This window comes from Maribacter sp. R86514 (assembly GCF_044597005.1).
GTDB lineage: Bacteria > Bacteroidota > Bacteroidia > Flavobacteriales > Flavobacteriaceae > Maribacter.
This window is the reverse complement of the sequence record NZ_CP138999.1, coordinates 3358361-3382096: the sequence shown is the minus strand read 5'-3', so window position 1 is coordinate 3382096 and position 23736 is coordinate 3358361. Positions and strand designations below refer to the sequence as shown.

31 protein-coding genes are annotated in these 23736 nt (G+C 33.8%); 8 read left to right on the top strand and 23 right to left on the bottom strand.

Annotated features, from left to right (window positions below; genetic code table 11):
* The first annotated feature begins 1 nt into the window (after nucleotide 1).
* The 7 genes from SJY30_RS14820 (at nucleotide 2) to SJY30_RS14790 (ending at nucleotide 6731) form a co-directional block, all read left to right on the top strand.
* A complete protein-coding gene (locus SJY30_RS14820) occupies nucleotides 2-1294 on the top strand; it encodes an HlyD family secretion protein (RefSeq protein WP_396632911.1) in 1293 nt (430 codons plus the stop codon).
* A 771-nt stretch (nucleotides 1295-2065) separates the two neighbouring features.
* The gene (locus SJY30_RS14815) at nucleotides 2066-2419 is read left to right on the top strand and encodes a single-stranded DNA-binding protein (protein ID WP_396632910.1); all 354 of its coding nucleotides are present in this window, start codon (nucleotides 2066-2068) and stop codon (nucleotides 2417-2419) included.
* 86 nt (nucleotides 2420-2505) lie between these two features.
* The gene (locus tag SJY30_RS14810; RefSeq protein WP_396632909.1) at nucleotides 2506-2955 is read left to right on the top strand and encodes a RadC family protein; all 450 of its coding nucleotides are present in this window, start codon (nucleotides 2506-2508) and stop codon (nucleotides 2953-2955) included.
* 17 nt (nucleotides 2956-2972) lie between these two features.
* Entirely contained in the window at nucleotides 2973-3170 is a 198-nt protein-coding gene (locus SJY30_RS14805; RefSeq protein ID WP_396632908.1) for a hypothetical protein, read from the top strand.
* Between the two features lie 377 nt (nucleotides 3171-3547).
* Nucleotides 3548-4108 (top strand): BfmA/BtgA family mobilization protein, encoded by a 561-nt coding sequence (locus SJY30_RS14800; protein ID WP_396632907.1) that lies wholly within the window; start codon nucleotides 3548-3550, stop codon nucleotides 4106-4108.
* A 2-nt stretch (nucleotides 4109-4110) separates the two neighbouring features.
* Nucleotides 4111-5130 (top strand): MobB family relaxase, encoded by a 1020-nt coding sequence (gene mobB, locus SJY30_RS14795; protein ID WP_396632906.1) that lies wholly within the window; start codon nucleotides 4111-4113, stop codon nucleotides 5128-5130.
* Nucleotides 5131-5144: 14 nt separating this feature from the next.
* The gene (locus SJY30_RS14790) at nucleotides 5145-6731 is read left to right on the top strand and encodes a type IV secretory system conjugative DNA transfer family protein (RefSeq protein WP_396632905.1); all 1587 of its coding nucleotides are present in this window, start codon (nucleotides 5145-5147) and stop codon (nucleotides 6729-6731) included.
* Between the two features lie 141 nt (nucleotides 6732-6872).
* Here the strand turns inward: SJY30_RS14790 and SJY30_RS14785 are convergent, their stop codons facing one another.
* From SJY30_RS14785 to SJY30_RS14705, 17 genes are all read right to left on the bottom strand, one after another.
* Entirely contained in the window at nucleotides 6873-7460 is a 588-nt protein-coding gene (locus SJY30_RS14785) for an ASCH domain-containing protein (RefSeq protein WP_286827718.1), read from the bottom strand.
* A gap of 65 nt (nucleotides 7461-7525) precedes the next feature.
* A complete protein-coding gene (locus tag SJY30_RS14780; RefSeq protein ID WP_396632904.1) occupies nucleotides 7526-8056 on the bottom strand; it encodes a hypothetical protein in 531 nt (176 codons plus the stop codon).
* Between the two features lie 57 nt (nucleotides 8057-8113).
* A complete protein-coding gene (locus SJY30_RS14775) occupies nucleotides 8114-8389 on the bottom strand; it encodes a hypothetical protein (protein ID WP_396632903.1) in 276 nt (91 codons plus the stop codon).
* Between the two features lie 222 nt (nucleotides 8390-8611).
* Nucleotides 8612-9232, bottom strand: coding sequence for a hypothetical protein (locus SJY30_RS14770; protein WP_116772499.1), 621 nt, complete (start codon nucleotides 9230-9232; stop codon nucleotides 8612-8614).
* 173 nt (nucleotides 9233-9405) lie between these two features.
* Nucleotides 9406-9639: a hypothetical protein gene (locus tag SJY30_RS14765; protein ID WP_116772498.1), complete on the bottom strand. Its 234-nt coding sequence runs from the start codon at nucleotides 9637-9639 to the stop codon at nucleotides 9406-9408.
* Between the two features lie 519 nt (nucleotides 9640-10158).
* Entirely contained in the window at nucleotides 10159-10329 is a 171-nt protein-coding gene (locus SJY30_RS14760; protein ID WP_394799853.1) for a hypothetical protein, read from the bottom strand.
* 106 nt (nucleotides 10330-10435) lie between these two features.
* Complete coding sequence (locus SJY30_RS14755) at nucleotides 10436-10879, bottom strand: nuclear transport factor 2 family protein (RefSeq protein WP_396632902.1); 444 nt, start codon at nucleotides 10877-10879, stop codon at nucleotides 10436-10438.
* A gap of 17 nt (nucleotides 10880-10896) precedes the next feature.
* Nucleotides 10897-12108: a DUF6596 domain-containing protein gene (locus SJY30_RS14750; protein WP_396632901.1), complete on the bottom strand. Its 1212-nt coding sequence runs from the start codon at nucleotides 12106-12108 to the stop codon at nucleotides 10897-10899.
* Nucleotides 12098-12445, bottom strand: a complete 348-nt coding sequence (locus SJY30_RS14745) for a YciI family protein (RefSeq protein ID WP_396632900.1) — start codon at nucleotides 12443-12445, stop codon at nucleotides 12098-12100. The genes SJY30_RS14750 and SJY30_RS14745 overlap by 11 nt, the downstream gene beginning before the upstream one ends.
* 246 nt (nucleotides 12446-12691) lie before the next feature.
* Nucleotides 12692-12895: an antitoxin Xre/MbcA/ParS toxin-binding domain-containing protein gene (locus SJY30_RS14740; protein ID WP_396632899.1), complete on the bottom strand. Its 204-nt coding sequence runs from the start codon at nucleotides 12893-12895 to the stop codon at nucleotides 12692-12694.
* A 50-nt stretch (nucleotides 12896-12945) separates the two neighbouring features.
* Nucleotides 12946-13365: a hypothetical protein gene (locus SJY30_RS14735; protein WP_396632898.1), complete on the bottom strand. Its 420-nt coding sequence runs from the start codon at nucleotides 13363-13365 to the stop codon at nucleotides 12946-12948.
* A gap of 3 nt (nucleotides 13366-13368) precedes the next feature.
* Nucleotides 13369-13527, bottom strand: coding sequence for a hypothetical protein (locus SJY30_RS14730; RefSeq protein WP_396632897.1), 159 nt, complete (start codon nucleotides 13525-13527; stop codon nucleotides 13369-13371).
* Between the two features lie 72 nt (nucleotides 13528-13599).
* Nucleotides 13600-13944 carry a hypothetical protein gene (locus SJY30_RS14725; RefSeq protein WP_396632896.1) on the bottom strand — a complete coding sequence of 115 codons (345 nt, stop codon included), beginning with the start codon at nucleotides 13942-13944 and terminating at the stop codon, nucleotides 13600-13602.
* 14 nt (nucleotides 13945-13958) lie between these two features.
* Complete coding sequence (locus SJY30_RS14720; RefSeq protein WP_396632895.1) at nucleotides 13959-14600, bottom strand: hypothetical protein; 642 nt, start codon at nucleotides 14598-14600, stop codon at nucleotides 13959-13961.
* Between the two features lie 233 nt (nucleotides 14601-14833).
* A complete protein-coding gene (locus tag SJY30_RS14715) occupies nucleotides 14834-15037 on the bottom strand; it encodes an MbcA/ParS/Xre antitoxin family protein (RefSeq protein WP_286827712.1) in 204 nt (67 codons plus the stop codon).
* 283 nt (nucleotides 15038-15320) lie between these two features.
* Nucleotides 15321-15719: an NUDIX domain-containing protein gene (locus SJY30_RS14710; protein WP_027066603.1), complete on the bottom strand. Its 399-nt coding sequence runs from the start codon at nucleotides 15717-15719 to the stop codon at nucleotides 15321-15323.
* 22 nt (nucleotides 15720-15741) lie between these two features.
* Complete coding sequence (locus SJY30_RS14705) at nucleotides 15742-15906, bottom strand: hypothetical protein (protein WP_396632894.1); 165 nt, start codon at nucleotides 15904-15906, stop codon at nucleotides 15742-15744.
* A gap of 303 nt (nucleotides 15907-16209) precedes the next feature.
* Here SJY30_RS14705 and SJY30_RS14700 point away from each other — a divergent pair, with 303 nt between their 5' ends.
* Nucleotides 16210-17265 carry an IS110 family transposase gene (locus SJY30_RS14700; RefSeq protein WP_396632131.1) on the top strand — a complete coding sequence of 352 codons (1056 nt, stop codon included), beginning with the start codon at nucleotides 16210-16212 and terminating at the stop codon, nucleotides 17263-17265.
* A 373-nt stretch (nucleotides 17266-17638) separates the two neighbouring features.
* On the opposite strand, the gene SJY30_RS14695 is transcribed toward SJY30_RS14700, so the two are convergent.
* From SJY30_RS14695 to SJY30_RS14670, 6 genes are all read right to left on the bottom strand, one after another.
* Nucleotides 17639-18103, bottom strand: coding sequence for a hypothetical protein (locus tag SJY30_RS14695; RefSeq protein WP_396632893.1), 465 nt, complete (start codon nucleotides 18101-18103; stop codon nucleotides 17639-17641).
* A gap of 297 nt (nucleotides 18104-18400) precedes the next feature.
* Nucleotides 18401-19324, bottom strand: coding sequence for a hypothetical protein (locus SJY30_RS14690; protein ID WP_396632892.1), 924 nt, complete (start codon nucleotides 19322-19324; stop codon nucleotides 18401-18403).
* A gap of 314 nt (nucleotides 19325-19638) precedes the next feature.
* Nucleotides 19639-20454 carry a tetratricopeptide repeat protein gene (locus tag SJY30_RS14685; RefSeq protein ID WP_396632891.1) on the bottom strand — a complete coding sequence of 272 codons (816 nt, stop codon included), beginning with the start codon at nucleotides 20452-20454 and terminating at the stop codon, nucleotides 19639-19641.
* Nucleotides 20451-20972: a hypothetical protein gene (locus SJY30_RS14680; RefSeq protein WP_396632890.1), complete on the bottom strand. Its 522-nt coding sequence runs from the start codon at nucleotides 20970-20972 to the stop codon at nucleotides 20451-20453. The genes SJY30_RS14685 and SJY30_RS14680 overlap by 4 nt, the downstream gene beginning before the upstream one ends.
* A 120-nt stretch (nucleotides 20973-21092) precedes the next feature.
* Nucleotides 21093-22481: a carboxypeptidase-like regulatory domain-containing protein gene (locus SJY30_RS14675; protein WP_396632889.1), complete on the bottom strand. Its 1389-nt coding sequence runs from the start codon at nucleotides 22479-22481 to the stop codon at nucleotides 21093-21095.
* Nucleotides 22482-22672: 191 nt separating this feature from the next.
* On the bottom strand, nucleotides 22673-23074 hold the full coding sequence (locus SJY30_RS14670; RefSeq protein ID WP_396632888.1) for a response regulator: 402 nt from the start codon (nucleotides 23072-23074) through the stop codon (nucleotides 22673-22675).
* Nucleotides 23075-23736 lie beyond the last annotated feature (662 nt).

Genomic DNA, 23736 nt, shown 5'->3' with positions numbered 1-23736 from the left:
AATGTCTGACAATCTAAATAATATAGAATTACGAAGTGAAGAGGTCAAAGATATTCTGTCCAAAGTTCCCCATTGGATGATTCGTTGGGGTAGTCTCCTATTTCTATGCTTACTTCTATTAATTCTAGCCTTGACTTGGTTCATAAAATACCCAGATATTATAACTGCTGATGCTATACTTACAACAGAAATACAACCGCAAAAGGAATACGCCCGTATTTCTGGAATGATAGATACTATTTATGTTGTAGACAATCAATCTGTACGTAAAAATAGTGTCTTAGCAATCTTAGAGAATACGGCTAATTATGAAGATGTTTATTTTTTAAAATCAATCTTGGACACCCTCAAAATATACAAGGAAAATGTCTCTTTTCCTTTTGATTATCTTCCAATTTTATTCTTAGGAGACATTGAGCCAGACTTTGCGCAATTTGAAAATAGTTATTTCCAATATTTGATTAATAGGGATTTAGAACCTTTCTCAAATCAGGCTAAGGCAAATGAAGTATCTATGGAAGAGTTAAATAGAAGATTGCAAAGTTTACTGACACAACGAATTTTGGGTAGAAGTGAGTTAGAATTTAAAAAGAAAGACATTGATCGTAGCGGATCATTATTTGAAAAAGGAGTTATCTCTACACAAGAATATGAGAATAAACAATTGGAGTATTTAACTGCACAAAAAAACTATCAGAATCTTAGCATTACCATTTCGCAAATAAGGGAATCCTTAGGTAATGCAGAAAACACTTCAAAAGGAACAGAATTCAATACGGCTAGGGAAGAAATTCGGTTATTGAAAAATGTACTACAAGCTTACAATCAACTCAAAAAAGCGATTAAGGAATGGGAATTAACCTATGTTTTAAAATCAAATATCGAAGGTAAGGTTTCCTTACTAAATTACTGGAATACCAATCAGTCCGTTAATTCCGGTGATTTAGTTTTTACTATTTTACCTGAAGAGGATTCTCCTTTTATTGCCAGATTACAAACTCCAAGAGCTAATTCAGGTAAAATACGCCCTGGGCAACAAGTGAACCTTTCACTCTACGATTATCCAGAATATGAATTTGGTGTCATAAAAGGTACCGTAACACAAATTTCATCAACTTCTAACCAAGAAGGTACTTATATAGTTGATGTGTCAATCCCAAAAGAGTTAGTAAGTTCTTATGGCAAACCCATAAGTTTCAAGCAGGAAATGAAAGGAGAGGCAGATATTATAACCGAAGACCTACGTTTGTTGGAACGTTTGTTCTACCAATTTAGAGATGTACTAAGAAGGTAAATTTCTTTAATAAATTTCAATAAGATACAGTTTTAATGTTCCTAAGGCAGATGATGCAATAAAACTAAATTACCTTTCCCAAATCTTACCATAACTTACCTTGCGCTTGGTTCCTGTTGGGTTTTTGTAGTGTTCCGATAGATAAACGTTTTTCAAAAACTCAATAGGGCGCATGCTACTTTTCTGCTAAATACCCGTTCAGCACATTCCCCTCCATTCCGTAAACTCCATTTTGGGGAATAAGCTTCACTCCAATATCTTGGACACAATTACGAATTTTAAGCACACCTTTTTATACATTATCGTTTTCTCTGATGAATTCTTTATATCGATTAACCTTTAGTAAAATCCGTAATTAAGTCCGCTTGAAAGGAATTAAAGGTATTTGCATTTTGTTCCATTTCAAGAGGTTTTTGAATTTCATAATTCAAGGTTTTAGACCTACTGCCCGTACCTCCACTTACCTTTTTTTGACAGCAAAATAACAACATTCAAGCTTGGACATCGGCATAAAGCCGCTATGCTTTTTATACGCCTTACCAAGCTTGAATATTGAAAAGGCTAAGCAACAAAAAAAGGTAACAGCGAAGGCACTATGGGAAGTAAATCTAAAACGGAAATCATGAAATCATATCAAATCCTCAAAAATGAATCGGAACAAAAGTTAAAAAACAAAAAAGAGGAAAACGCTCTGGATATAATAAGTAAATCGATTTTAAAGACTGACCGATAATCGGGTAGGTTATAGTATTAATTCTAAATTTTTCAATTATGAGTACCATTAGAAACAAAGTGCAATTAATAGGCAATGTGGGTAACGACCCTGAAATGACCGTTTTGGAAAGTGGTAAAAAAGTAATCCGTTTTTCATTGGCGACAAACGAGAACTACAAGAACAGTAAAGGCGAGAAGGTGCAAAACACCGACTGGCACAATATTGTGGCTTGGGGCAAAACTGCCGAGATTATCGAAACTTATGCAAGTAAGGGTAAACAAATTGCCATTGATGGCAAGCTGACCTCCCGAAGTTATGAAATGAAAGATGGCGATAAACGCTACATCACAGAAGTAGTTGTCAGTGAAGTTTTGTTATTAGGTTTCAATAATGAAAACAATGTAGCCTAATGACATGATTATTTAAAATCAAAGAGGGCATCTCTCGGAAAAGTTCTGCCCTCTTTTTTATACCCATAATCCTAAAATTATAAGTAATGAAAGACAAAGTTAATGAAATACAAATAAGCTATAAGGAGCGGATAACCTCCCCATTTTGGCAAAAGATAAATTCTTCAAAAGATGCAGCAGATCTTCTTTTTCTGCATTGGGATAAAAATACAATCGGGCTGCACGAATCCTTTAAAGTTGTCTTACTGAACAACAGTAACAAAATAAAAGGCATCTACCAACTTTCAAAAGGTGGCATAACAGGAACTTTGGTAGATATCCGTATTCTTTTTGCGGTCATATTAAAGTCTCTTTCCGTTGCAGTTATTCTAACGCATAACCACCCAAGCGGAACATTGAAAGCTAGCGAAGCAGATAAGAAACTTACTGATAAAATTAAAAAGGCTGCCGAACTTTTTGACATAAAGGTTTTGGACCATATTCTAATTATGCCCAATGGGGACTACTACAGTTTTGCCGACGAGGGTATTTTATAACTTTTATTAAGCATATCATGGTAAAGCTAAACTTTAATAATCTCGATATTGAAACACAAGAAAAATTATTGACAACCTCTAAAGCTGAAATTGAAAAACGATTTGGTAAAGATTTGAAAACCTATGCTTTAGAAAATGGATTGAATTTCGACGAACTTTTAAACGAAGAAGCCATCCGAAATTTATACAACTATCAATTCATGTTCAGGCTTTAAATATTAGATTTTATTGGACAAGGCGACTTTTAAAAGTTGCCTTGTCCTTTTTATGTATTGCCAGAACTTTAAAACTTTAGCTATCAAATCCATAAAAATGAGGCTTCTAAACTCTTAAAAAAGATTGATTTATATCGATTGGTAACAAGAGCCTTTACCTTGAAGGGAAAGGTATTTATTTTTCCCCTGCGGGGGAAAAAGGAATAGCAAGACGGTAACACGCTAAAGCGATGTTACAGGGTTTGATTTAATGTTCAAGTAATTGAATGTTAATGGTTTAAACAGGAAATTGGAGAAAATAAAAATTATGAAAGCTATAAGAGTTTATAGAAAACAACCTCTTACAAACCATAAACATTGAAAAAGTTTATTGAAAAATGAAAGTAAAAAATAAATATAGCTATGATTATCTATCCATCTGTTTAAAGAAAACTGTGGTAGTTCGCTTTCGTAAACTTTGTCGCAAACTGTCCAAGCCTCAATCCGAAACTTTGGATGCTATGATGGATTTTTTTGAATGGCACGGTTTCTCGCCATTCGCAAAGAGAGATAAAAGTTTCTTGAACGAACTCCATAAAAATAGAAAACGTACCGAGGCAGTTATCGCTATAATAAAAGACATCGAGAAGAATCATGACAAACCTACAACGGCAATGCTGCAATCTCTTTTTCAAGGTGTGGCAGAAAAAGAAGAACCTGTTAGAAAAGAAAAGCTATTAAGGGAGAGACCGAAGTTAACAGAAAAGAAAACCGAAGCATTCGTTTCTCAATTTGTACATGAACGAACAGAATTAAAATTGAAAGAAGTCCGAAAAGAATTCGGATATGTTTTGGAGCATATTCAATTAGTCAAAAATAGTTTTGGAAAAGATTATCTCAAATTGGAACTATCCCAACAAGAGTATCTACGCATTAAAAGGGAACTAGAAAATTACTAAAAATGTATGTAGCTATAACAAGACAAAAAATAGGAAACACTTATGCAAATAGCGTAGCAGATTATGTTGCTTATTTAGAGAAGGAAAACCAAGAACTTGCGCCTGAAATGCAAGAACATTTCTTTAATCAATATAATGATAGAATTTCTCCTGAAAAAGTCATTCAAGAAATTGATGGTAATACCGCAAAACTAAAAAAGAAAGAACCCAAATTCTATTCCATCATTGTAAATCCTAGTCAACGGGAATTAAAGCATATCCAAAATAACCCTGAAAAGTTAAGGTCGTATACAAGGGAGTTAATGAAAGAATATGCCAAATGTTTTTATCGCGATGAGGTGATTACTGTAGACAATATTAAATATTATGCTAAGATAGAGAAGGATCGCAATTATAGGGGCTTTGACCAGAAGGTGAAAGAGAATCAGGAATATATAGGTAAGATAGCAAAGCTCGAAAATGACATTCGCAAAGTAGAACGGGGCAAACTGAAAGGGAATACTTCCCAGATAAAAAATGAGATTGAAAACCTGACAGCTCAAATTCCCCATAGGGTGGATGGCGAAATACTGGTTTCCGGAATGAAAAAACCAGGAATGCAGACCCATATACACATTATCGTTTCTAGAAAGGACGCCAGCAATTCGAAAAGTCTTTCTCCTGGATCAGTATATAAAGCATCTGAGGTAATACTTAATGGGACTAAACAAAAGAGAGGTTTCGACCGTGACAAGTTTTACGAGGCTGCCGAAAAAACCTTTGATAGTACCACAGGATACAATCGAAATTATGTGGAGAGTTATAATGGGCAAAAGCAGTTCATTAAAGACCCAAAACGCTTTTACGCAAAGCTTTTGGGATTACCTGTTTCGGAAAGGGCGATAGCCTTTAAATTGATACGGAAAACTGGGCTTGACATTCCTATCATTCCAACCTCTACAGCGCAATTAGCAGTAACGGCTTTTAGAAAATTAAAACGAGGGTTAGAAATTGCTTTGCGTTCTGGTTCAATTGGATATTAACTTAAAATCACACCATGGAAAAATTTGTCTGGGAAATTGCATTATTAATTATAATAGGCGGTATACTTATATATCTAGTAGTTCGCTTAATTCGTTTTGGATTCTTTTTCAATCTATTTGGGTTGCTTATTATATTACTTGTTCAATGGTACACGATACTGGAATTAAAACATTTTTTACAGTTATTGCTTATCGGATTTCTGCCTCTCTTTTTATTGAACATTCTCTGTTATGTATTTATTGGGATTGAGAAGGAAAACACTTCTGTAGATCCTAAATACCGAGTCAAATTTAAAGTGAGACAAGGGAATCTAGTTTTGGAAAATATCCGGAGGGGAATATCCATTATAGGTTCTGCTGGGAGTGGAAAAACGGAAAGTGTAGTATATGGACTTTTACAACATTTTAATACACATAATTTTTGTGGAGTAATTCATGATTATAAGGATTTTGAGATTACCGAAATGGCATATCCTATCTTTGGAAACGGAGAAACACCTTTTTATATCATTTCCTTTGACCCCATTTATTTCAAGGTAAATCCCATTGCGGCGCGCTATCTTCCTGATGAAGAAAGTGTGCATGAGGTTTCTAGAGTGCTAGTAGAAAATCTTTTAGAACTCAAGGAAAGTGGTGGTTCAGGAAATTCGCGTTTCTTTAACGATGCTGCTGAAGGATTGGTGGGTGGAATGATGTGGAGGCTTAAAACAGATTATAAACAATACTGCACTTTACCACATCTTATCGCCTTATATCAATACCTAAGCACAAAAGAGCTTGTTGAGTTTTTAAGCGCGGATATCACCTCTAAGGCAATGGCTGATGCCTTTATTAATGGTGCGGATTCTGAGAGGCAGACTGCTGCAGTTAAAAGTACCCTGTCCAATGCCTTTAAAAAGATAAGCACGCAACGTATTTTTATGGCATTGTCCGATGACAAAGTACCGCTTAATATTAATTCTGGTAAAAATAACTCGGTTGTCTGTGTGGTAAACAATCCTAAATACGAGACCTCATTGTCTCCGATTATCGCCACTATTATTCATACCATAACGAAACAAATGAGTGTTCGTAAGGGCAAATCCTCTTTTTTGCTAATGGAGGAGGCGCCAACCATTCGAATGTTGAATATGCATCGTGTTCCTGCAACCCTGAGGAGCTATGATATTGCTACCGTTTATGTAATGCAGGATAAGATACAGAACGATATGATGTATGGGGAGAAGGGTAGCCGTGCAATTTTGAGTAATCTCTCCTATCAGTTTTTTGGGAAGACCAACGACCCTGATACCGCTAAATATTACGAACGCTTTTTTGAGATTATAAAAAAGGAAACCAGAAGCATAAGCAAAGGGTTTAACCTCAATTTTGATACCCGAGTAACCAAAGGCGAGAAAGAAGTATCCAAAAATCGTGCAGATACTTTTTTTGGACTGCGACAGGGTGAATTTGTTGTTTTTGCAGACGGGAAGGATAAAAAAGTACGTTTTAAAGAACCGCATATAAAGAGGGAATTACCTCTGCCTGAACTGAATTTAGAAAAGGAGCTAAAGGAGAATTTTGAACGAATTCATGAGGAAGCGAAAGAGATTTTTAGTTGAAAATAACATGTTATTGAAATTTTGGTAAGTCTACTATAAATCATAATTAGTTCTTTGCAATGAGTGGATTTTGTATAGAATGCATCCTTTAATTGAACTTTTAATTTGACTATAGATTTTCACAGGAACCATTTTTGCCATTTACTTCTTTGGCCATATTTTTTTGAACTCCACAGCTACTATAAGCATTTCCTCGGTTGGTTTTTCTCCACTTTCCCTTAAAAAACTTTCAAAAAAGTCCCAATGGGCTTTTTTCCATTTTTCGAGAGGTTCAATATCAGTTCCCATATCCATTTCAGCATATTCTTGGGATATTTGGTTGAATGGAATAGTGTCAACATTTACATTTTCTATAATCACTTTTGCATTTCCGTTGAAGTCTGTTACTATTTGCTTTGTTCCAACACTAGGTAAATCAGCGTTGTATTGTTCGTACAAACTGTAAAGTCCAGATGAAGCTCTCTTTTTTCCAGTCAGAGTCAATTCAGCCAACCGGTTTGCATCTTTCTCATTGTTGTGGAAAAAGTCCGATTCGGGTATTGAGTCGCTTTTAAATTCAGGATTGGATTCGACAAACTCGTTCCACATCTCAGAAACTGACTTTTCAAATCCATACTCGGTTTCAGTTGTCAATTCTGACTGGATTTCAGTTCCGATTTGACTTTTACCTTTGTTTTCGTTTTTGCAACCGAATAAAATCAAAAACAGGAAGATTGAAATATTTCTCATAGTTTCTCAATATTAATGACAATGCTTATGCTGTATCGTTTATTTGAACTTTGAAAATACAACTTCTACAGCCAATACTTTTTTCTTAATTTTTTCAACTTCAAATTTCCTTCACATTTGTTTTCTTCAAGGTTTGAATAGTAGCTATCCAAATAAAGCGGCATATTATCCCAATTTGAAAACCTTTGATAATCTTTACTTGAATCGAATGTCCTAGAAACTTTAAGTTGTCCGATTACTTCAAATTCCGTTATGGCTTTCTTGAAGAATTGTGCTTGATACCAATGTATTTGCGCAATAGGAACGTATTTAGATGACAAGCTTTCGTTCTTAAAAGCTATCGTTTCTTCCATCGAAAAATGAACACCGGCATCTTCGAAGTCTTTTACAATTGGTTTGTTTTTTGATTTTATTCTCGTAGTAGCAATAAGATTTAAACCATATTCTGTCCCTTTTTCACTCTCGAGAACAAAGGCTCCGCAATAATCTCCATTCGATAGCTTAAACACCAAGCATTCTCCTTTTTTAAATATAGATTCTCGGAACTTTTTTTTTACTCTTCTCCTCGCATTCTTCTTTTCAGTTTGGATTTTCAACAGAAATGCTTGCAGAACTTTCCGCCTTTTATTTAAATCACTCTGACTAGCATCTAACTATTTCCAAAGTTCAATATCATTGTCCGAATCAACTATTGTTTGAACTCTCTCTAGAACTTTTGAATCCAAAGCTTTACACTCCCATTGAGCCTTTGCTATAGTTAACCAAAAATTGTTTTGATCCTCACGAGATGCAATTAGTTCTTTATGATCAGTAATTAACTTTTTCGTAATTTCTGATACATCAATCCCCTGATTATACAAATCAAAAAACTCATAATTTATATCTTCATAAATATCGTTTGAAGAAATTCCTGTTCCCCAAGTTCCCATAAGCGATTTAAGCTATTAATATCATAATGTAATACATCCTTTATTTAAACTTTGTTCATCCAAGTCAAAATCTGAATCGCCTCCAGATTTATTCCTATACCTGTACCCTAAAATAAGTATTATTATGATCGCTATTATAATAGGCTAATACTTCATCTTATTATTTGAACTTTATAGGACTGGACTAAGGTTTTTCATAGGAAGTTTTGCTGTGGGCAGTATTTATTCCACCATTCTGGGTCTTAACCCATCTTCGGCTTGCTCTAATCTTAGATATGCAAAATTCAAATTTTTCAATTCAGCATACTTAATAAGAAGAATATGTCCAATAATTGGATAATATTTATCTGAATTATCCGATTTTGCTCCGTCCTCATCTATTGTACTATCATCGGATAATTTTCTTCTTTGAGCATTTTTTAAGCTTATTGTTTCAAGGCCACCATCGCTTCTTAGTTCATAATCGACTAATATGCCATCATAGAGATATGATTCGCCACCGATTTGGACTATTGCGTCTATAAAAACTAATTCAATATCCTCTACTTCATCTGTTTCAAGTGCAATTTCTGCTCTTGGAAAATCAAAAAACTCTCCTTTCAAAATATAATGCCAAGAATTTTGATATCTGAAAATCTTAAAACGTCTGTCCCACTTGTTATTCCTAATTATTTGTTTCCAGTAATATCCAGAAATACCTGAAAAAAGGAATAATGATAAATTATAACCTAAAATTTTTAATGAGTTATTTTGAACATTAGAAAAAGTTTCTTCTAGAGGTTTTGCTGATACCAAATCCGACAATATATTTAAATCAATATGCTGACCTATTAATCTTGCCACGAAAAACCAAATTAATTGGAATATAAGGCTTGGAATTATAGTTGAAATGAAGACTTCAAAAAAAGTTGATTTAAAATATTCTCTAGAAAATTCTTCACTATAATAAAATCTCCTAAAGAGTATTCCCGGTATTAGAAGGAAAAACAGCACTATTGTGGAGAGTGCAATGTTCACTATGCTTGCTGAAGTTTAATTCTCTCTTTTTCGATAAGTTTTTCAGTTCTTGGAGACAATTTGAAAGTAGTTTTACCTTCTCCTTTATGTCTAAGAGCACGAACAGCGTTTGCTAATTTTTTAGAATCAACAGGACTGCTTAAAATAATACTTACTCTCTTACTCGTTAATGAAGAATCCGAGTGTTTGTACGTAATTATTCGCTTCGTTATTTTTTCTTTTGACATGGACATACTCAAATATACTCGGTTTTTAAATCTATTCCAAAGACTTTCTAAAAAGGTTAACGTATTTTCCTACTGATTGTTCTAACTAAAAGTATGTTTTACATCACCCATAACAATTGGATATCATCATTGATGATATGTTGTATATATATCTAATTTAATAAATCGTAGAAAAAGAATCTTTCCAGCTAATTAAACAATCCTTTAATTAGCTTTTCAAACTACGACATGGTGTCCTAACTTATCCTTTATTTAAACTTTAGTTTTTGATTGTTTGATAATGATTTTAGTCATAAAAACGAATATTAGTCCGAAGACTATTAAAATTGGAGTGCCAAAGATATATAATAGATGAATCATACAACCATCTCCAGAACAAGGCATATTCCCAATGATAATTAAAACTATTGAAAATAGTAGTACTAAAATAGTAACTACATAAAAGAACCAAAAAGCTATTCTCATCCTTTATTTGAACTTTACGACTTACGACATGGTGTCCTAACCCATCCTTTATTTAGACTTTTATTTGCGAAAAAGTTTGTTGAAATTTTTGAATTTTAATGCGTCAGCTATTTCCAGAAACACGTCAAGTTTAATAGAGTAAGTATCTTGTTCCCATTCGCAAATACGTTCAGGGCGCCTATTAATCAATTTCCCCAAATCGACTTGTGACAGTTTTTTTTCCGTGCGCATCTGTCTAATATATTTGCCAGTCAAACGACCCTCTTTCATAGTTGGAAATTAATTAATCCTTTATTTAAACTTTGGCTTCATTCCAGTTATTTATTATGTACTGTTTTTATTTCTCAAAATTGTCGAAATACGAAAAGTCCTTTGTTATTTTCCCATTTTCGATTGTGAAAATTGTACAAATTGGCAATTCAAATTTCGAGTTGTCAGGTGCAGTTCCACTTGATGCAAATTCTACGACTATATTTTTCTCTCCGGATGGATAAGTTTTAATTACTTTATCGTGTATGTCGGTAAATATTCCATTCAGTTCCGAATACTTTGCAATTATTTCTGCTCTTGTCATTTTCACAATACCATCTCCCAGAGTTGGGTCTTTAAATTCAGCCTTTTCAATGTACATTTCCGCCATTTCTTGCCATTCGTGTTTATTGAAATGTTCAAAATATTGTTCAACTATTTTTTGATTTTTGTCCGCTTGTTCGGTAGAAGTGGTTTTTTCTGTACAAGATATTGTTAATGATAATATCAGGATTATAAATATTGTTCGCATAATTTTTAATGTTTTGTTCAGAAGTCCGTTGACATATTTTCCAATATGTATTCTCGTCTGATTTTTTGGTTTATGTTTTTTAGTACTTGGTCTATGATTTTTTCGGATTCCAAGGTTTGAGTGTTTTTAAAAATATTAGCTTTTACCAATGAAAGATAAATATGTTCGTTCGGCAATTCGTTTTCTACTATTTGCAACAATTTTTTTGCCTCGTCCATTCTTTGTGCTTTGCTTAAAGAGTAACAAAGGTTCAATTTCATAATTGGCGAATTTGAAAGCGAAAGCATTATTTTATAGAGTTTAATAATCTCGTTCCAGTGTTCAATGTCATTTTTTGTCGCTGTCATATGTTTGCTTGCAATTAATGCCTCAACATAATACTTATTCAGCTTTTCAGGTTTTTCCAAATAATGGAAAGCCAACTTTATAAAGTCATTGTTCCAATTCCTTCTGTCTTGTTCAAAAAACGAAATGATTTTGTCGTTTTTAACCTTTGAGGGAATTCTTGCAAGATGAAAACAAAATAAGGCGAGAAGGTTTTTGGTGGTAGTTCGCTCGAATTGGTCAGACAATACTTTTGCAAGTGCCAACGCCTCCATACATAAATCTTCATTTATAATTGACTTTATTTTTTCGCTGAAAGAGTCGAAACCGATATTAAAAACTGCATAGAGAATTTCTTCTACGATTGCAATTTCATTTTCGGACACTTGTTTGAAAGTCAAATCAAAATCTTCGTCCTTAGTTGCTTGTCGAAAGTCCTTTTTTGCTCTGCTTATACTTTTATAAATAGCATCTTGTGATAATAAAGTGCATTCACTAATTTCTTTGATATGCAGACCGAAAATATTTTTTAGAATGAAAATCACTTTAACTTTTGAAGAAACGTTTTTGGACTTGGCTAAAAATAAAATAGTTTTCAGCCTTAAATCCTCGTTTGGGTTTTCTGTTTCTTCGGTAGATTTAAAATGATTTGCCGACTTTAATCGGTTTTCTCTTTTTATTTGGTTCAAAACGTCATTTCGGGCAACAATAAAGAGCCAATTTTCCTTATTGGTCGGAACTTGATTCGGTTTCCAGCTTTTTAATGATTTGTAAAATGAATTTTGAATCGCATCTTCTATTTCGCTAACATAGTTTGCACCAAATTGGCTGAAAAGAGCTGAAAATAATTTACCGTAAAAAGTTCTGTAACTCGATTCTACAAATGAAGAGTTTTTATTCTTCATATTCCATAATCGGTCTTATTTCTGTAGTTCCGCCATACAAATGGCAAGGACAACCTTTTGCCAATTCAATAACGGTTTTTAAGTCTTTTGCTTGCAGTAAATAATAGCCTCCAATCATTTCTTTGGATTCCAAAAATGTTCCGTCTTTTACGATACTGTCTTTTCCAGAAATCTGAACGCTGTTTTCTTCAAGTCCCTCGCCCGAAATCAGATGTCCCGATTTTCCTAATTTTTCAGCCCAAGCCATATGGGAATTCCCTAATTCCTCCATTTCTTTTGGCGAAAGTTGTTGCATTTTCTCGATGTCTTCGTGAAGTAGTAATAAGTATTTTTTCATTTTAAAAGTTTTAGTTCACTATAAAGACATTTCGCACTTTCTTTTTTGGACATTTTTATGCTAAAATTTCGAAATTAGTTCAAATATTGAATTTTAGCACGATTTTCAGCTTTCCCATAATAATTGAATAGCCTCATTAATATTAATCTTTATACCTTACAGATTACGACATAGTGTACTAACTCATCCTTTATTTGAACTTTACGAATTACGACATGGTGTCCTAACTCTTGCTTTATTTGAACTTTAAGCCAAGATACCGTGTTCAATTCTTCCTAAAGCATACATAACCTTCTGTACGCCTCTTGAACTCTTTAAAAGTGATTCAGGGGTTATCCCGCCCAAGGCTTTTGACTTTGTCTTTAACCACTTTTCAAAGTTAGTTTTATCTTCGAAAACTGATTCGCCGTATTCCTTTAATCGAATTTGTTCTTTCTTTAAGTTTTCCATTCTATAATTTGATGGTTATGATTAACGACGTGGTGTCCTAACTTATCCGTTTATTGAACTTTAATGCACTTTTTTATAAAATCTAAATCTTTAATACTGAATTCATGGGCCTCCCCATTTTCAATAGAATATTCTCCCGATTTAATCAACTTCGCATAATCTAATTCAAATGATTCGATGATATGCCCTAATTTATCTAATCCTTTCAGGTTTTTTTCAGGTACAACCAACAAATTTCCAAAGGTAAGATGATTAATATATGTCTTAGCTAAAATAAAATCTCTAGTCGTATTACAGTACCGCAACATAACTTCGCCATTTTGATTCTTTGAAATATCAATAATTAAATCAGATATCGTCCATGTTCTTGAACTGGGTAATAATGTCGAAGCACCAATCAAAAAAGGTATGGTTAAGCCTGTGGCTCCCTTGGATTTACATTCTAATAATTTATACCAATAGGTAATCATCCTTTATTTGAACTTTTCAATAAGTTTATTATATTTTCCAGAGACCTCAATAGAGTGATTTCCAAAATCACTTACCACCTTGAATTTTATATTGTTATTAGTTAGAAATGTACTTACTCTTTCAAGCTCTTCAGGGGAACCTGATATTTCAATTTTAGCCATGAGAATCTTTTGATTGGATATTTAGTTTTAAGCAAATAGTGTATTTAATCATCCTTTATTTGAACTATAGGGTTACCTAAATACTCGATTATTAATGTTGATTAAGAAGGAATCATCTGAACCTTTATAAATAAACCCTGAAAATTTTATTTTCACCAGATCTCTTACTCTTTTGTCTCTAAAGTCTTGTAGTCTAATTTTTGGATTATATCCTTTTGCTGGTACTACAATTGTGACTTGCTCACTGTTCTTCCCGTCAGAATTTTTTAAATCAAAAAGAAAATCGACTAAAGTATTCTTCAACATAATGGTATTCTCTTCAAGAAGAATTTCAGACAAATGGTTCTTTCGTCTTTCCCCAATCCTAACTACATCAAATTTCACATCCATATCGTATCCTTTATTTAAACTATTCATAATCTTAAAATAGATTAAATATTTGAATGAGTTTTTTTCTCTTGCTCCTTAATCGATTCTTTTCTGATTGATTTTTGTTCTTTCTGTTGATTAATTTTCTGTAAATAATCCGCAGTTAATAAATAATCAACCGAATAGCTATATTTCGAATTCTGTCTAAAAACAGCTGTCACTTGATTATTTTGAAAAATATATTCATTCTTATCATCGTATTCCTTGATTATAAAATCTAACAAATCCTTTGGCTCATTGACAATCCTTGATTTAACAGCAGGTTTTCCATATTTTCTTGTATAGAGGTTCAAAACTTGTTTTTTGTAATTCGCTAGAACTTGTTTGATATCTCTATTTGAATAGTCATTTGTGTCTAAAGGATTTATCATAGGGCCGTAAATACTAACCCCGATTATGAGACCGGAATTATCTCGTGATGGCTCAAGTTGAGTGAAATATTTACTACCGCCCACCACTAAAGGAAATATTATAGAATGTTGCCAATACATAATTTCCCTAGGATCCAAAATGGTATCTTTTACAAGAATATCAGAATCTTCAGTTATCGTACCAAAACTAAGTTCATTTGACCTATCATAGTAAAATAGATTATTAGATTCGATACTTTTAGTTAGAGCTATTGCATAATCCGAATAACTCATACCAGCATAAAAATTAAGAAACAATTTATCTGTCTCAGGGTAATTCTTTGATATGTAACTCTTTTAAGACTGTTCCAAGTAATCTTTTTCTTTGGAATCAGGATCCTTAGCTTGCCTACTTTCTTCACAAGAGTAGAAGAGTGTGATTACGAATATTAATGATAGTATTTTCATTCTTTAATTAAACTTTACGAATTACGACACGGTGTCCTAACTCAATCTTTATTTGAACTTTAAGCCAAGATACCGTGTTCAATTCTTCCTAAAGCATACATAACCTTCTGTACGCCTCTTGCACTCTTTAAAAGTGATTCAGGGGTTATCCCGCCCAAGGCTTTTGACTTTGTCTTTAACCACTTTTCAAAGTTAGTTTTATCCTCGAAAACTGATTCGCCGTATTCCTTTAATCGAATTTGTTCTTTCTTTAAGTTTTCCATTCTTTAATTTGATGGTTATGATTAACGACGTGGTGTCCTAACTTATCCTTTTATTAAACTTTACGAATTACGACATAGCGTCCTAACTCATCCTTTATTTGAACTTTAAAATTAAGTATGTTATCAATAAAATAAAGCAGATGGACACAATTACATTTCTTGACCAATTAATTTTTGCCTGCTCTAGCTCAAGTTTTGTTCTTCCAAGTTTGACAACTCCCCACCAAATCAAACCTCCAATATCTCTAAATACTCTCCACATTTAAAATCCTTTATTTGAACTTCAATTTAATTCCCCAATACTTACTAGATGGCGAAATATAAGTTTATCCACCTCTGATATTCTATCTGTATCGTTTGAATCCAACCACCTGATTTCCTCAATTTCCATATTAGGATGAAACGTTCCATTATACTGTGCTTTATAACAAGTCATTTTAACCATTACACCTTCTTTGGCACCATCAGACTGCGCCCTAAATGTTCCAACATATTCAATAGTATCAGGGATAATATTAACTGTAAGCTCTTCAGATACTTCGCGAACCAAAGTTTGTTTATCTGACTCGCCCATTTCTCTTTTTCCTCCTGGTATGTAATATTTGAACTTGCCTTTAGATTTCGTGCTCAATATTTTGCGCCCTTGGATTTCAATAAATGCAATTTTGTCTATTTCGGTCATTTCATTTATCCTTTTATTGAACTTAGGGTGTTGACATGTTAATAGCTCTTACCTCTCCTTCAGGCACGCAAACAGGTCCATTTTGACCTGGTACTTCTATATACCCATCTTCACAAGGTAGCGAGTCAGTTTCGCAACCTAAGAATACCACTCCAAAAATAGCAATCAATAAAATTCTTTTTAACATCATCCTTTATTTATACTTTACAAATTACGACATGGCGTCCTAACTCATCCTTTATTTGAACTTTGATAACGGTTCGGCTAAACGTAGTGCGGAAATAAGGAATCTTTTCGTTTCCGTCTGCGCACGAAGCTAAAGCTTATGGATTTAGTTTTATCTTTTCTTGTCCAAAGCTAAATCCATAAGATTTAGCAACTTTATAAATATACAAAGACCTTTCAATTTTGTCCTAAAGTCCGCATTACGTTAGCATCGATGAAAAAGCAGCAAGTCGAGTATCTTTAAAGTTCTCTAAAACAATAAGATATGAACACTCAACAAACTGCTTGCCCGAAGTTATACATTGGTATCGATATTCACAAACGAAGTTGGAAAGTACATTGTGCAACAGATCTGTTCGCTGGTAAGTCTTTTAGTATGTCACCCGACCCAAAGCAATTACATAGTTATGTTTCAAAACATTTCAAGGAGTATGAAGTTACCGTAGCTTATGAAGCTGGTTGTTGCGGTTACCACGCTCATCGTTGTTTTGAGAGTTACGGTTGGCGAAGTCTGGTAGTCAATCCAGCAGACATTCATAGAAAGGGCAAAGAGAAACATACCAAGACCGATAAGATAGATGCGCAGTTGATAGCGAGAGAGTTGAAGGATAACCGATTGCAGAGTATCATAGTGCCGGACAGGAAACGTGAAGAACTTCGTAGTCTGTTCAGACGCAGAAATGACCTTGTAAAGGATTTCAGAAGGGTCAAGAGCTATATAAAGATGCAATTGTTGTATTTCGGAATCAGGGAACCTGAAGAGTTCGACAATGACCATTGGAGCCATAAATACAGAAATTGGTTGGATGATATAATGTTCGAGTACCCAACGGCGAAGGCCACATTAGAGAGTAGAATGCGTTTCTTCCGTTTTGTGGACCAAGAGCTTCGCGATGTGTCCACACAGCTAAGAAGGTACTGTAAAGTGAATTATAAGAAGGATTATCTATTACTGAGAAGTATACCTGGTATCGGAGGTATCGTGGCCTGTGGCATATTATGTGAACTAGGGGATTTAAGACGTTTCAAAAACATTAAACATTTGGCAGGTTACGTAGGTCTGGCACCAAGTATGTATCAAAGCGGAAACAGTCAAAGGACAATGGGAATGACCCCACGTGCAAACCGCTTATTGAGAAGTTATTTTGTAGAGGCATCTTGGCAAGCGATACGTGCAGACCCCGTAATGCAGGCCTATTATCGTAAACATCAAGGCAAGAACGTAAAAAGTATCATTGTCAAAGTAGCTAGAAAGCTACTAAGTAGAACCTTGGCGGTAATTAAAACAGAAGTTCCATATACCATTGGGGTTATTGAATAATAAGCAGAAAAACTAATAAAATAAAAATCATAACAAAGCTCTAATATAGTAGTGAGAACCGTATCACAAAACAAAACCCGTGACCTGTACTATTTAGGATCACATTTTTAGCAAGTGACCGGTTTTATTATAATTTATAATCATACAGATGCCGGTGACGTTTCAAGTTTCGAACCGATCACACATAGGAGTGCGAGCAAGTTATATTAAAAGAAAAAAAGGTGGTTTAAGGCAAAAAAGAAAATATTAATTAACTTTAAGAAACTGGACTAAGGCTTTTCATAGGAGGTATTGTTGCCAACTGTTTTTCTCCGTTCGAGTAAAAGTCCATCAACACAACTGTTGCGTTTGAGTTGAAAGTCCGGCTTTTTGATTATTTCAATATGCTATAATTAGTGTAGTAAAATTCAACTTCACTGTTTGGGTCTTCTTCAAAGTATTCAATTCTTAAAAAAGGTTCTTCTTGAAAAAAATAGAAATCTTTTGGATTTAGTATTAACTGTGAACCGTCGGTTTTCGTAATCGTGAAGGAAAATTTTCCATTAGAGTCCTGATTCCATTCTCCTTCTATTTCCAGTTCAGGATTATCTCCACATTGCCCTTCAGCAATCTTAATACCATCCGCATAACGTAATCTTCCATTTTCATAAAAAGTATAGGTATCATACCACTCGCATATGTCTTCGTTAGTAAAAACGTCTCTCCCATCTTTGTAAACGATATGTTTAGAATAAGGTTCCCATCTTCCAAGAAGTAAAGTTTCATCTAGCAATTCGACTTCGTCTTTATTACAAGAAAATAAAATAATAACGGAAAGTAAGAGAAGGATATTCTTCATGATTAGTTGTTTTTAGTTCCAAAAACTTAATCAATTTTTGTGCCAAAAAACTTACAAATACAAAGGAGGTTTCTTAGGGAGAGAATTTTTCAAAATAGTTGGTAACAATTAAATAAATAACATTTTTTATTTACTTCCAATACGAGATATATGTAACGTATATTATACATATCTTCTATAAGTTCAAGTTAAAAATTAATAGGAAAGTATGTAACCAAGAACATTAAATAATCCTTTAGTTAAACTTTAAGAAACTGGACTGAGGCTTTTCATAGGAGGTTGTGTTGTAAAGAGTTTTTATTGTGTAATCCATTTCATCAAATCTTCTTTCTCTACAATAGACCAACTATGCGGATGTCTATCTCCGTTTTCTCGATATCCTTTATTTTCTGTTGGTATGTACTCTACTTGGTTAAATCCTGATTCTTTTAGGTCTTTAGAAAGTCTTTTGATATAGTAAGAGTTCAACTGGTCATAATCCGCCATTCTATTCTCTTTCCACCAAAGTGTATCTGGCTCAGTATAAAGTCTAATTTTTGTGTTTTTCAAGCCTTTTAGGTTATCAATATTGTTTGTTTCTGAAGTGTAGGTTGCGTACTCCTGATATTTTGAAATATTGTTGTATGGGTTTCCTAATCGTTTATCAAGAGTTTCTATTATCCAAGTACTTTCTGTAACTGATACTTCTGAAAAATTTCGTTCAAGATTCTTTTCAGAACTCTTGTAAAGTGCCGCCAAGTCAATTGGCGAGTCCACCATAAAAACTCCTTTTGGTTTGAAATTAAAATTCTTATTTTCATTTAGAAATGAACTGATTAAGAAAGAGATATTTCCTCCACTTGAATACCCGCCAATATAAACATCAGTTATTGGCAATTCATTTTTCAGTAATATCTTCTGTAGCTGTTCTGCGAGTTTTAGTTTCTCATCTTTAACAAGCCATAATTTTTGATTATAATTCATGTAAATAACTGCAATATTATTGTGCTTTGTAATCTCAATTATTTTGAATTCCCGCTTCGTGTCAATGGCTTTATTAGCAAAACCTGGAAAAAGTATTAAAACAGCTTTTATGTTTTCAGTCGGTTTACTTAATTCGTAATTGTCGGTTATTATTTCTTGAAATTCTGTTTTTGAAGGAGTTTGAGTATTTTCGCTTTTTCCGTTTTTACATGAAACTAAAACTGTAATTATTAATATAATTTCAAAAATTTTATTCATTGGTAAAATTATTTGCAAGGGCTGAGTTCGTATGTTGATTCATATATTATCGTTTATTTGAACTATTTATTACGCTTCAACTTTTTTTCTGAAAATTTCCAAATTGCGAAAGCATTAAATAGAAGTATCAAAATACAAAAAACGATTGCATCTGATTTTTCTGCATAGATACTATAGATAAGAAAAAAGCAGATGACAAAAAATGAAACTTTCCATCCAATAATTACAATTTTTAAGAGATTGGTGTTCATCATTTATATGAACTTTGCTTACGCCCTTGTTGTGTGTACTTCTTTACCGTTTGCGCCTTTACATTACATTCTATTCTGTAAATCTGTTATATCTTTTTCGTAAACTTGGTCTGCAAATTCATAATAGTAGCTATGCATTTTTTTATTACTTCTATATAGTTCCAAGGCACTTTCGATATTTTTCTTTGCCTCTGTTCGGTTCCCTTGTAATAGGAACGTTTTACCCAAATAATAACGAACTTCGGAAAGTTCATTTTCATCTACCTGTTTTTCCAATGATTCGATTGCTTTGTCTAATTGACCATTTTCTAGATAGAGAACGCCAAGATGCAAATAGTCGTAAAGGCCTACATAATAATCTTTATCGATCATTGCAGTTTCTATTATCTTGATTGCTTTTTCTTTTTGGTCTATAAATTTGTAGCTAAGAGCTAAAACCATTCGTAAATCGTAATCACCACTTTGTCCGACCCCTAAAAACGATTTGCCTTTTAGGTCAGACAGTTTTGTCAAATCCTTGATTGTCTCTTCGTAGTTATGCAAGAAAGAGAATTGGCACCAAGCCCTATAGGAAAGGTGCTGCTCCGGATTTAATTCTACAGCTTTGTCCATTAGTTCTTTCCATTCAACGAACATACCCCTTTTTAAGAATGCCACCGATTTTTCAAAATATGCGTTTGACAGGCTCGGGCACATTTCAATCGCATCGCTTAAATGTTTTTGGGATGCAAAGGAGCCTTGATGATGAAGGCTCTCTTGGTTCATTTTCAAACATGCTTCGTAACATTCGGGATCTTCTTTTAAAAGTTCACAATTCTGTTGACCGTACAATGCCACTTGAAATGTTGTCAGGACTAAAATAAATAAATACTTTCTCATGGCATTATATCTTTTAGTAATCCATTGTCAAATTTAAATGTTAGATATTGCTGATAATCCCACGTTTTTTCATTGTATTCAAATGCTTTCCATCCGTCCAATTCCTTTGTAATCTCCAATATTTGTCTAACAATATCCTTATTGAATTTTTTGGGCTTGAGGTCAAGTCCCATTTCCGTCGTTCTGAATCTGCCCGACTTTCCTTCGCAGTTAATTATAAATCGGACTGTTATATAACCCGTCTGCCCATCGATTTGGAAATCTTGAAATTTATTTCTAATAGTATCTTCCAATTTCGTTTTTTCACCCGTGTAAATAAGTCCAACACCTCCATAGTTAAAGGGAAAGGTGACGTCTTCATGACAGACTTTAAAATTTTCATCGTCCAGTTGTTCATCAAAAGATATTTCTCCTAAGTCGTTGAAATATTCTTTTTGATTTTTGGTTTCAGAACAGGATAATGTAATCGAACAAAGGATTATCAATTTCAATCCATTATATCCTAAATGTTTCGTCATAGTAAGGGTTCTTAATTATACGTAACAATTAAATATATATAGCATATGTCATATGTCTTTTATAAATTTCAAGTTAAGAATTAATACAAAGGAATGTAGTCAGATACTTTAAACAATCCCTTATTTGAACTTTGCAGATCGGTTCACTGAAGTCCGTTGAATGTCTTGAATGTTAATTCTTATCATTTTGGCAGACGGCTTCCTTGAATATCTGTTAGTAATCGACCCCCCTATTGCGAAAAGGAAACCTTTGTTGATTAGCAGTAAAGGGCTACTCACCATCGAAGCAATCAAATATTCGTTCAGTATGCCAAGTTCGGTGTCGTAAGTCAGTAATTTACCATTCTCCATTATATAAATTACTCCTTCCGAAGATGTAATACCGGGTCTTTCCATTCCTTCGAAAAGTTCGCCTTCAATTTTGGATGCCTCCGTGTTCAAATCGTATACTTCGATTTCCTTCAGGGGCCTCCCGTCGAATCCCCCGACCATGTAGACTTTGTCGTCAATCAGTGCTCCGTTGGTTTCCTTAGCTTTGGACATTCCTTTTAATTCGTACCAAAGCCCGGATTCAAAGTTATAAAGATGAACTTTATCGGAGTATAGCTTTTGCCCGTTTCGCAGCGTCTTGGTAGAGCCTCCAAAAAAAATAGTGTTATCCAAGTATATCAAGGAACCAAAATTGACCGCCTGATGGGGATTGGTATGGTCTACCAATAGTTTGTCCGCTTCCAAATCCAAAATTTCGATATCATCCGCCAAAAACTCAGATCTTCGGTTGCCCGAAAGTCTTTTACCGCCTACGACGAATATCCTATCTTCGAAAAGTATGGCATTATGGTAAGCCCTTTCTCCAAGGGTAGGCTCCAATTCTTCCCAAGTATCGAGATTGAAATCATATGAATAAATACTACCATTAAAATGTTGCCATTCCAGATTTGCTGTAGGGCGATCAGCAAGATCTGCTAAACTGGCGCCCAGATTGGAAAGTGCAGGGTCCTCTATCAACCTTTTTTTAGAGTTGTCCTCATAATAAGATTCGTCACCTCCCGTCAAAACTATTTTTTTACCGCTCTCGTTGACAATGGCACCGAAGCAGCACAAGGGCCTAGGCAACAGTGACATCTCATCGAACGGAACCTTATTGTGTTGGCTTACTTTGTCCGAGCTAATCACTACTTCTTCAAGGTTTTCGGTATGCTGCCTGAGATAGATTGGACTTGTTCCGTTCAGGATATGTTCGGCCAAAATCAGTTTGGTTTCATGGCCCACGTAGGACAATCTTAAGGTATCGGTACTTTTTACTTTGGAAATCTCGGATAATAAAAAGTCACCTTGGTTATCGGTGGTTGTTCCGATATTAGTGCCAATTACCCTAATATTCACTCCTTGAAGCGGAGCTTTGGTTTCCAAGGATAGCACCTTTCTTTTAGAGACTTGGGATTGGGCGGATAAAGATACTAACAGAATACAAAATAGATGAATAAGCTTTTTATTTGTTTTGGACATTGTAGAATCCTATTAGGATAAGAAGATAGTGATTGTTCTTCTAAGCAAGATATCATCCTTTATTTAAACTTTAAGGATTAAAACATGGAATCCCAATTCTTCATTTATTCTTAATCTAATTTAATATTATTAGCCTTTTAAGATTATTCTGTGATTGGTAGCAATTATATTTTGCAAAACTTGGTAATACATCATTTTACCGTAATTAATATTTCATGGATCTTTTCAAATTTGAAAGGCTTTGTAATGTACTCGGTAATTTCTTCGATTTCCTCGGCATTTTGCATATCATTAGGGTTTATCGATGAAGAGCACATGTAAATCTCCGCTATTTTATCGAGTTTATCCATTAAACCTTTATATTCAATCATGAATTGAAACCCGTCCATCAAGGGCATATTGATATCGAGAAAAATGACATCTGGAAGTTCTCCCCCTTCTATTATTCGCCTATTATAAAAATCGATGGCTTCCACACCATTAGAAAATTCTATGATACCTAAGTCATTAATTTCCAGCTTTCTTAGCATTCTTCTGAGCGCATACTTATAAAGCTCATCATCATCTATAATACTTATCAATAATTTTGACATATGTTCTCTTTTTAAAATTCGGCCCCGAAATATCTTTCCTTATTTGGTATTCCCAAAGGCAAGGATACTTCCTGCCAGCGTCTCCACGTATGACGGTACTATAAAAATAACATACCTTCGAAAACGGTATCACAACGGGATAATTAGCTTGGACTAAGGGTTAGTTACCATGTATACCCACATCCAATTCCATTCCAATAGGCAGATATCAAAATAATTCTTTTCTTTTTGTTCATTGATCTTGGATATTCTCAATAGATGTATAAGACTGAAACATTTATACTATCGCTCATCAGGTTCTGTAGAATAATATCAAGTTATAATTATTAAACATCAGGCCCTTTTCTATTTTATAAATAAGGTTGAACCTATTTTTAAAGAGATACAAGGTATTCCCCTTACATAAATATATACTAAAATTCGTACATTCTAAAAAATAAGTATATTACAAATTCTAAATTGCAATGTGCAGTAGTTTTATTGGAAGATTTATATAAAATCGGTAACTTTCGATCATAACATATGCAATTTGAATGAATTCTATGCATTTAATTATTTGGCTCATTATTCAATGATTCCGTTCAAGATTAAAATAACCACCTGATTTTAAACGCTATAATAACTTAAAAGCTATAGCGTTCTATAATTAATATCTCACAATA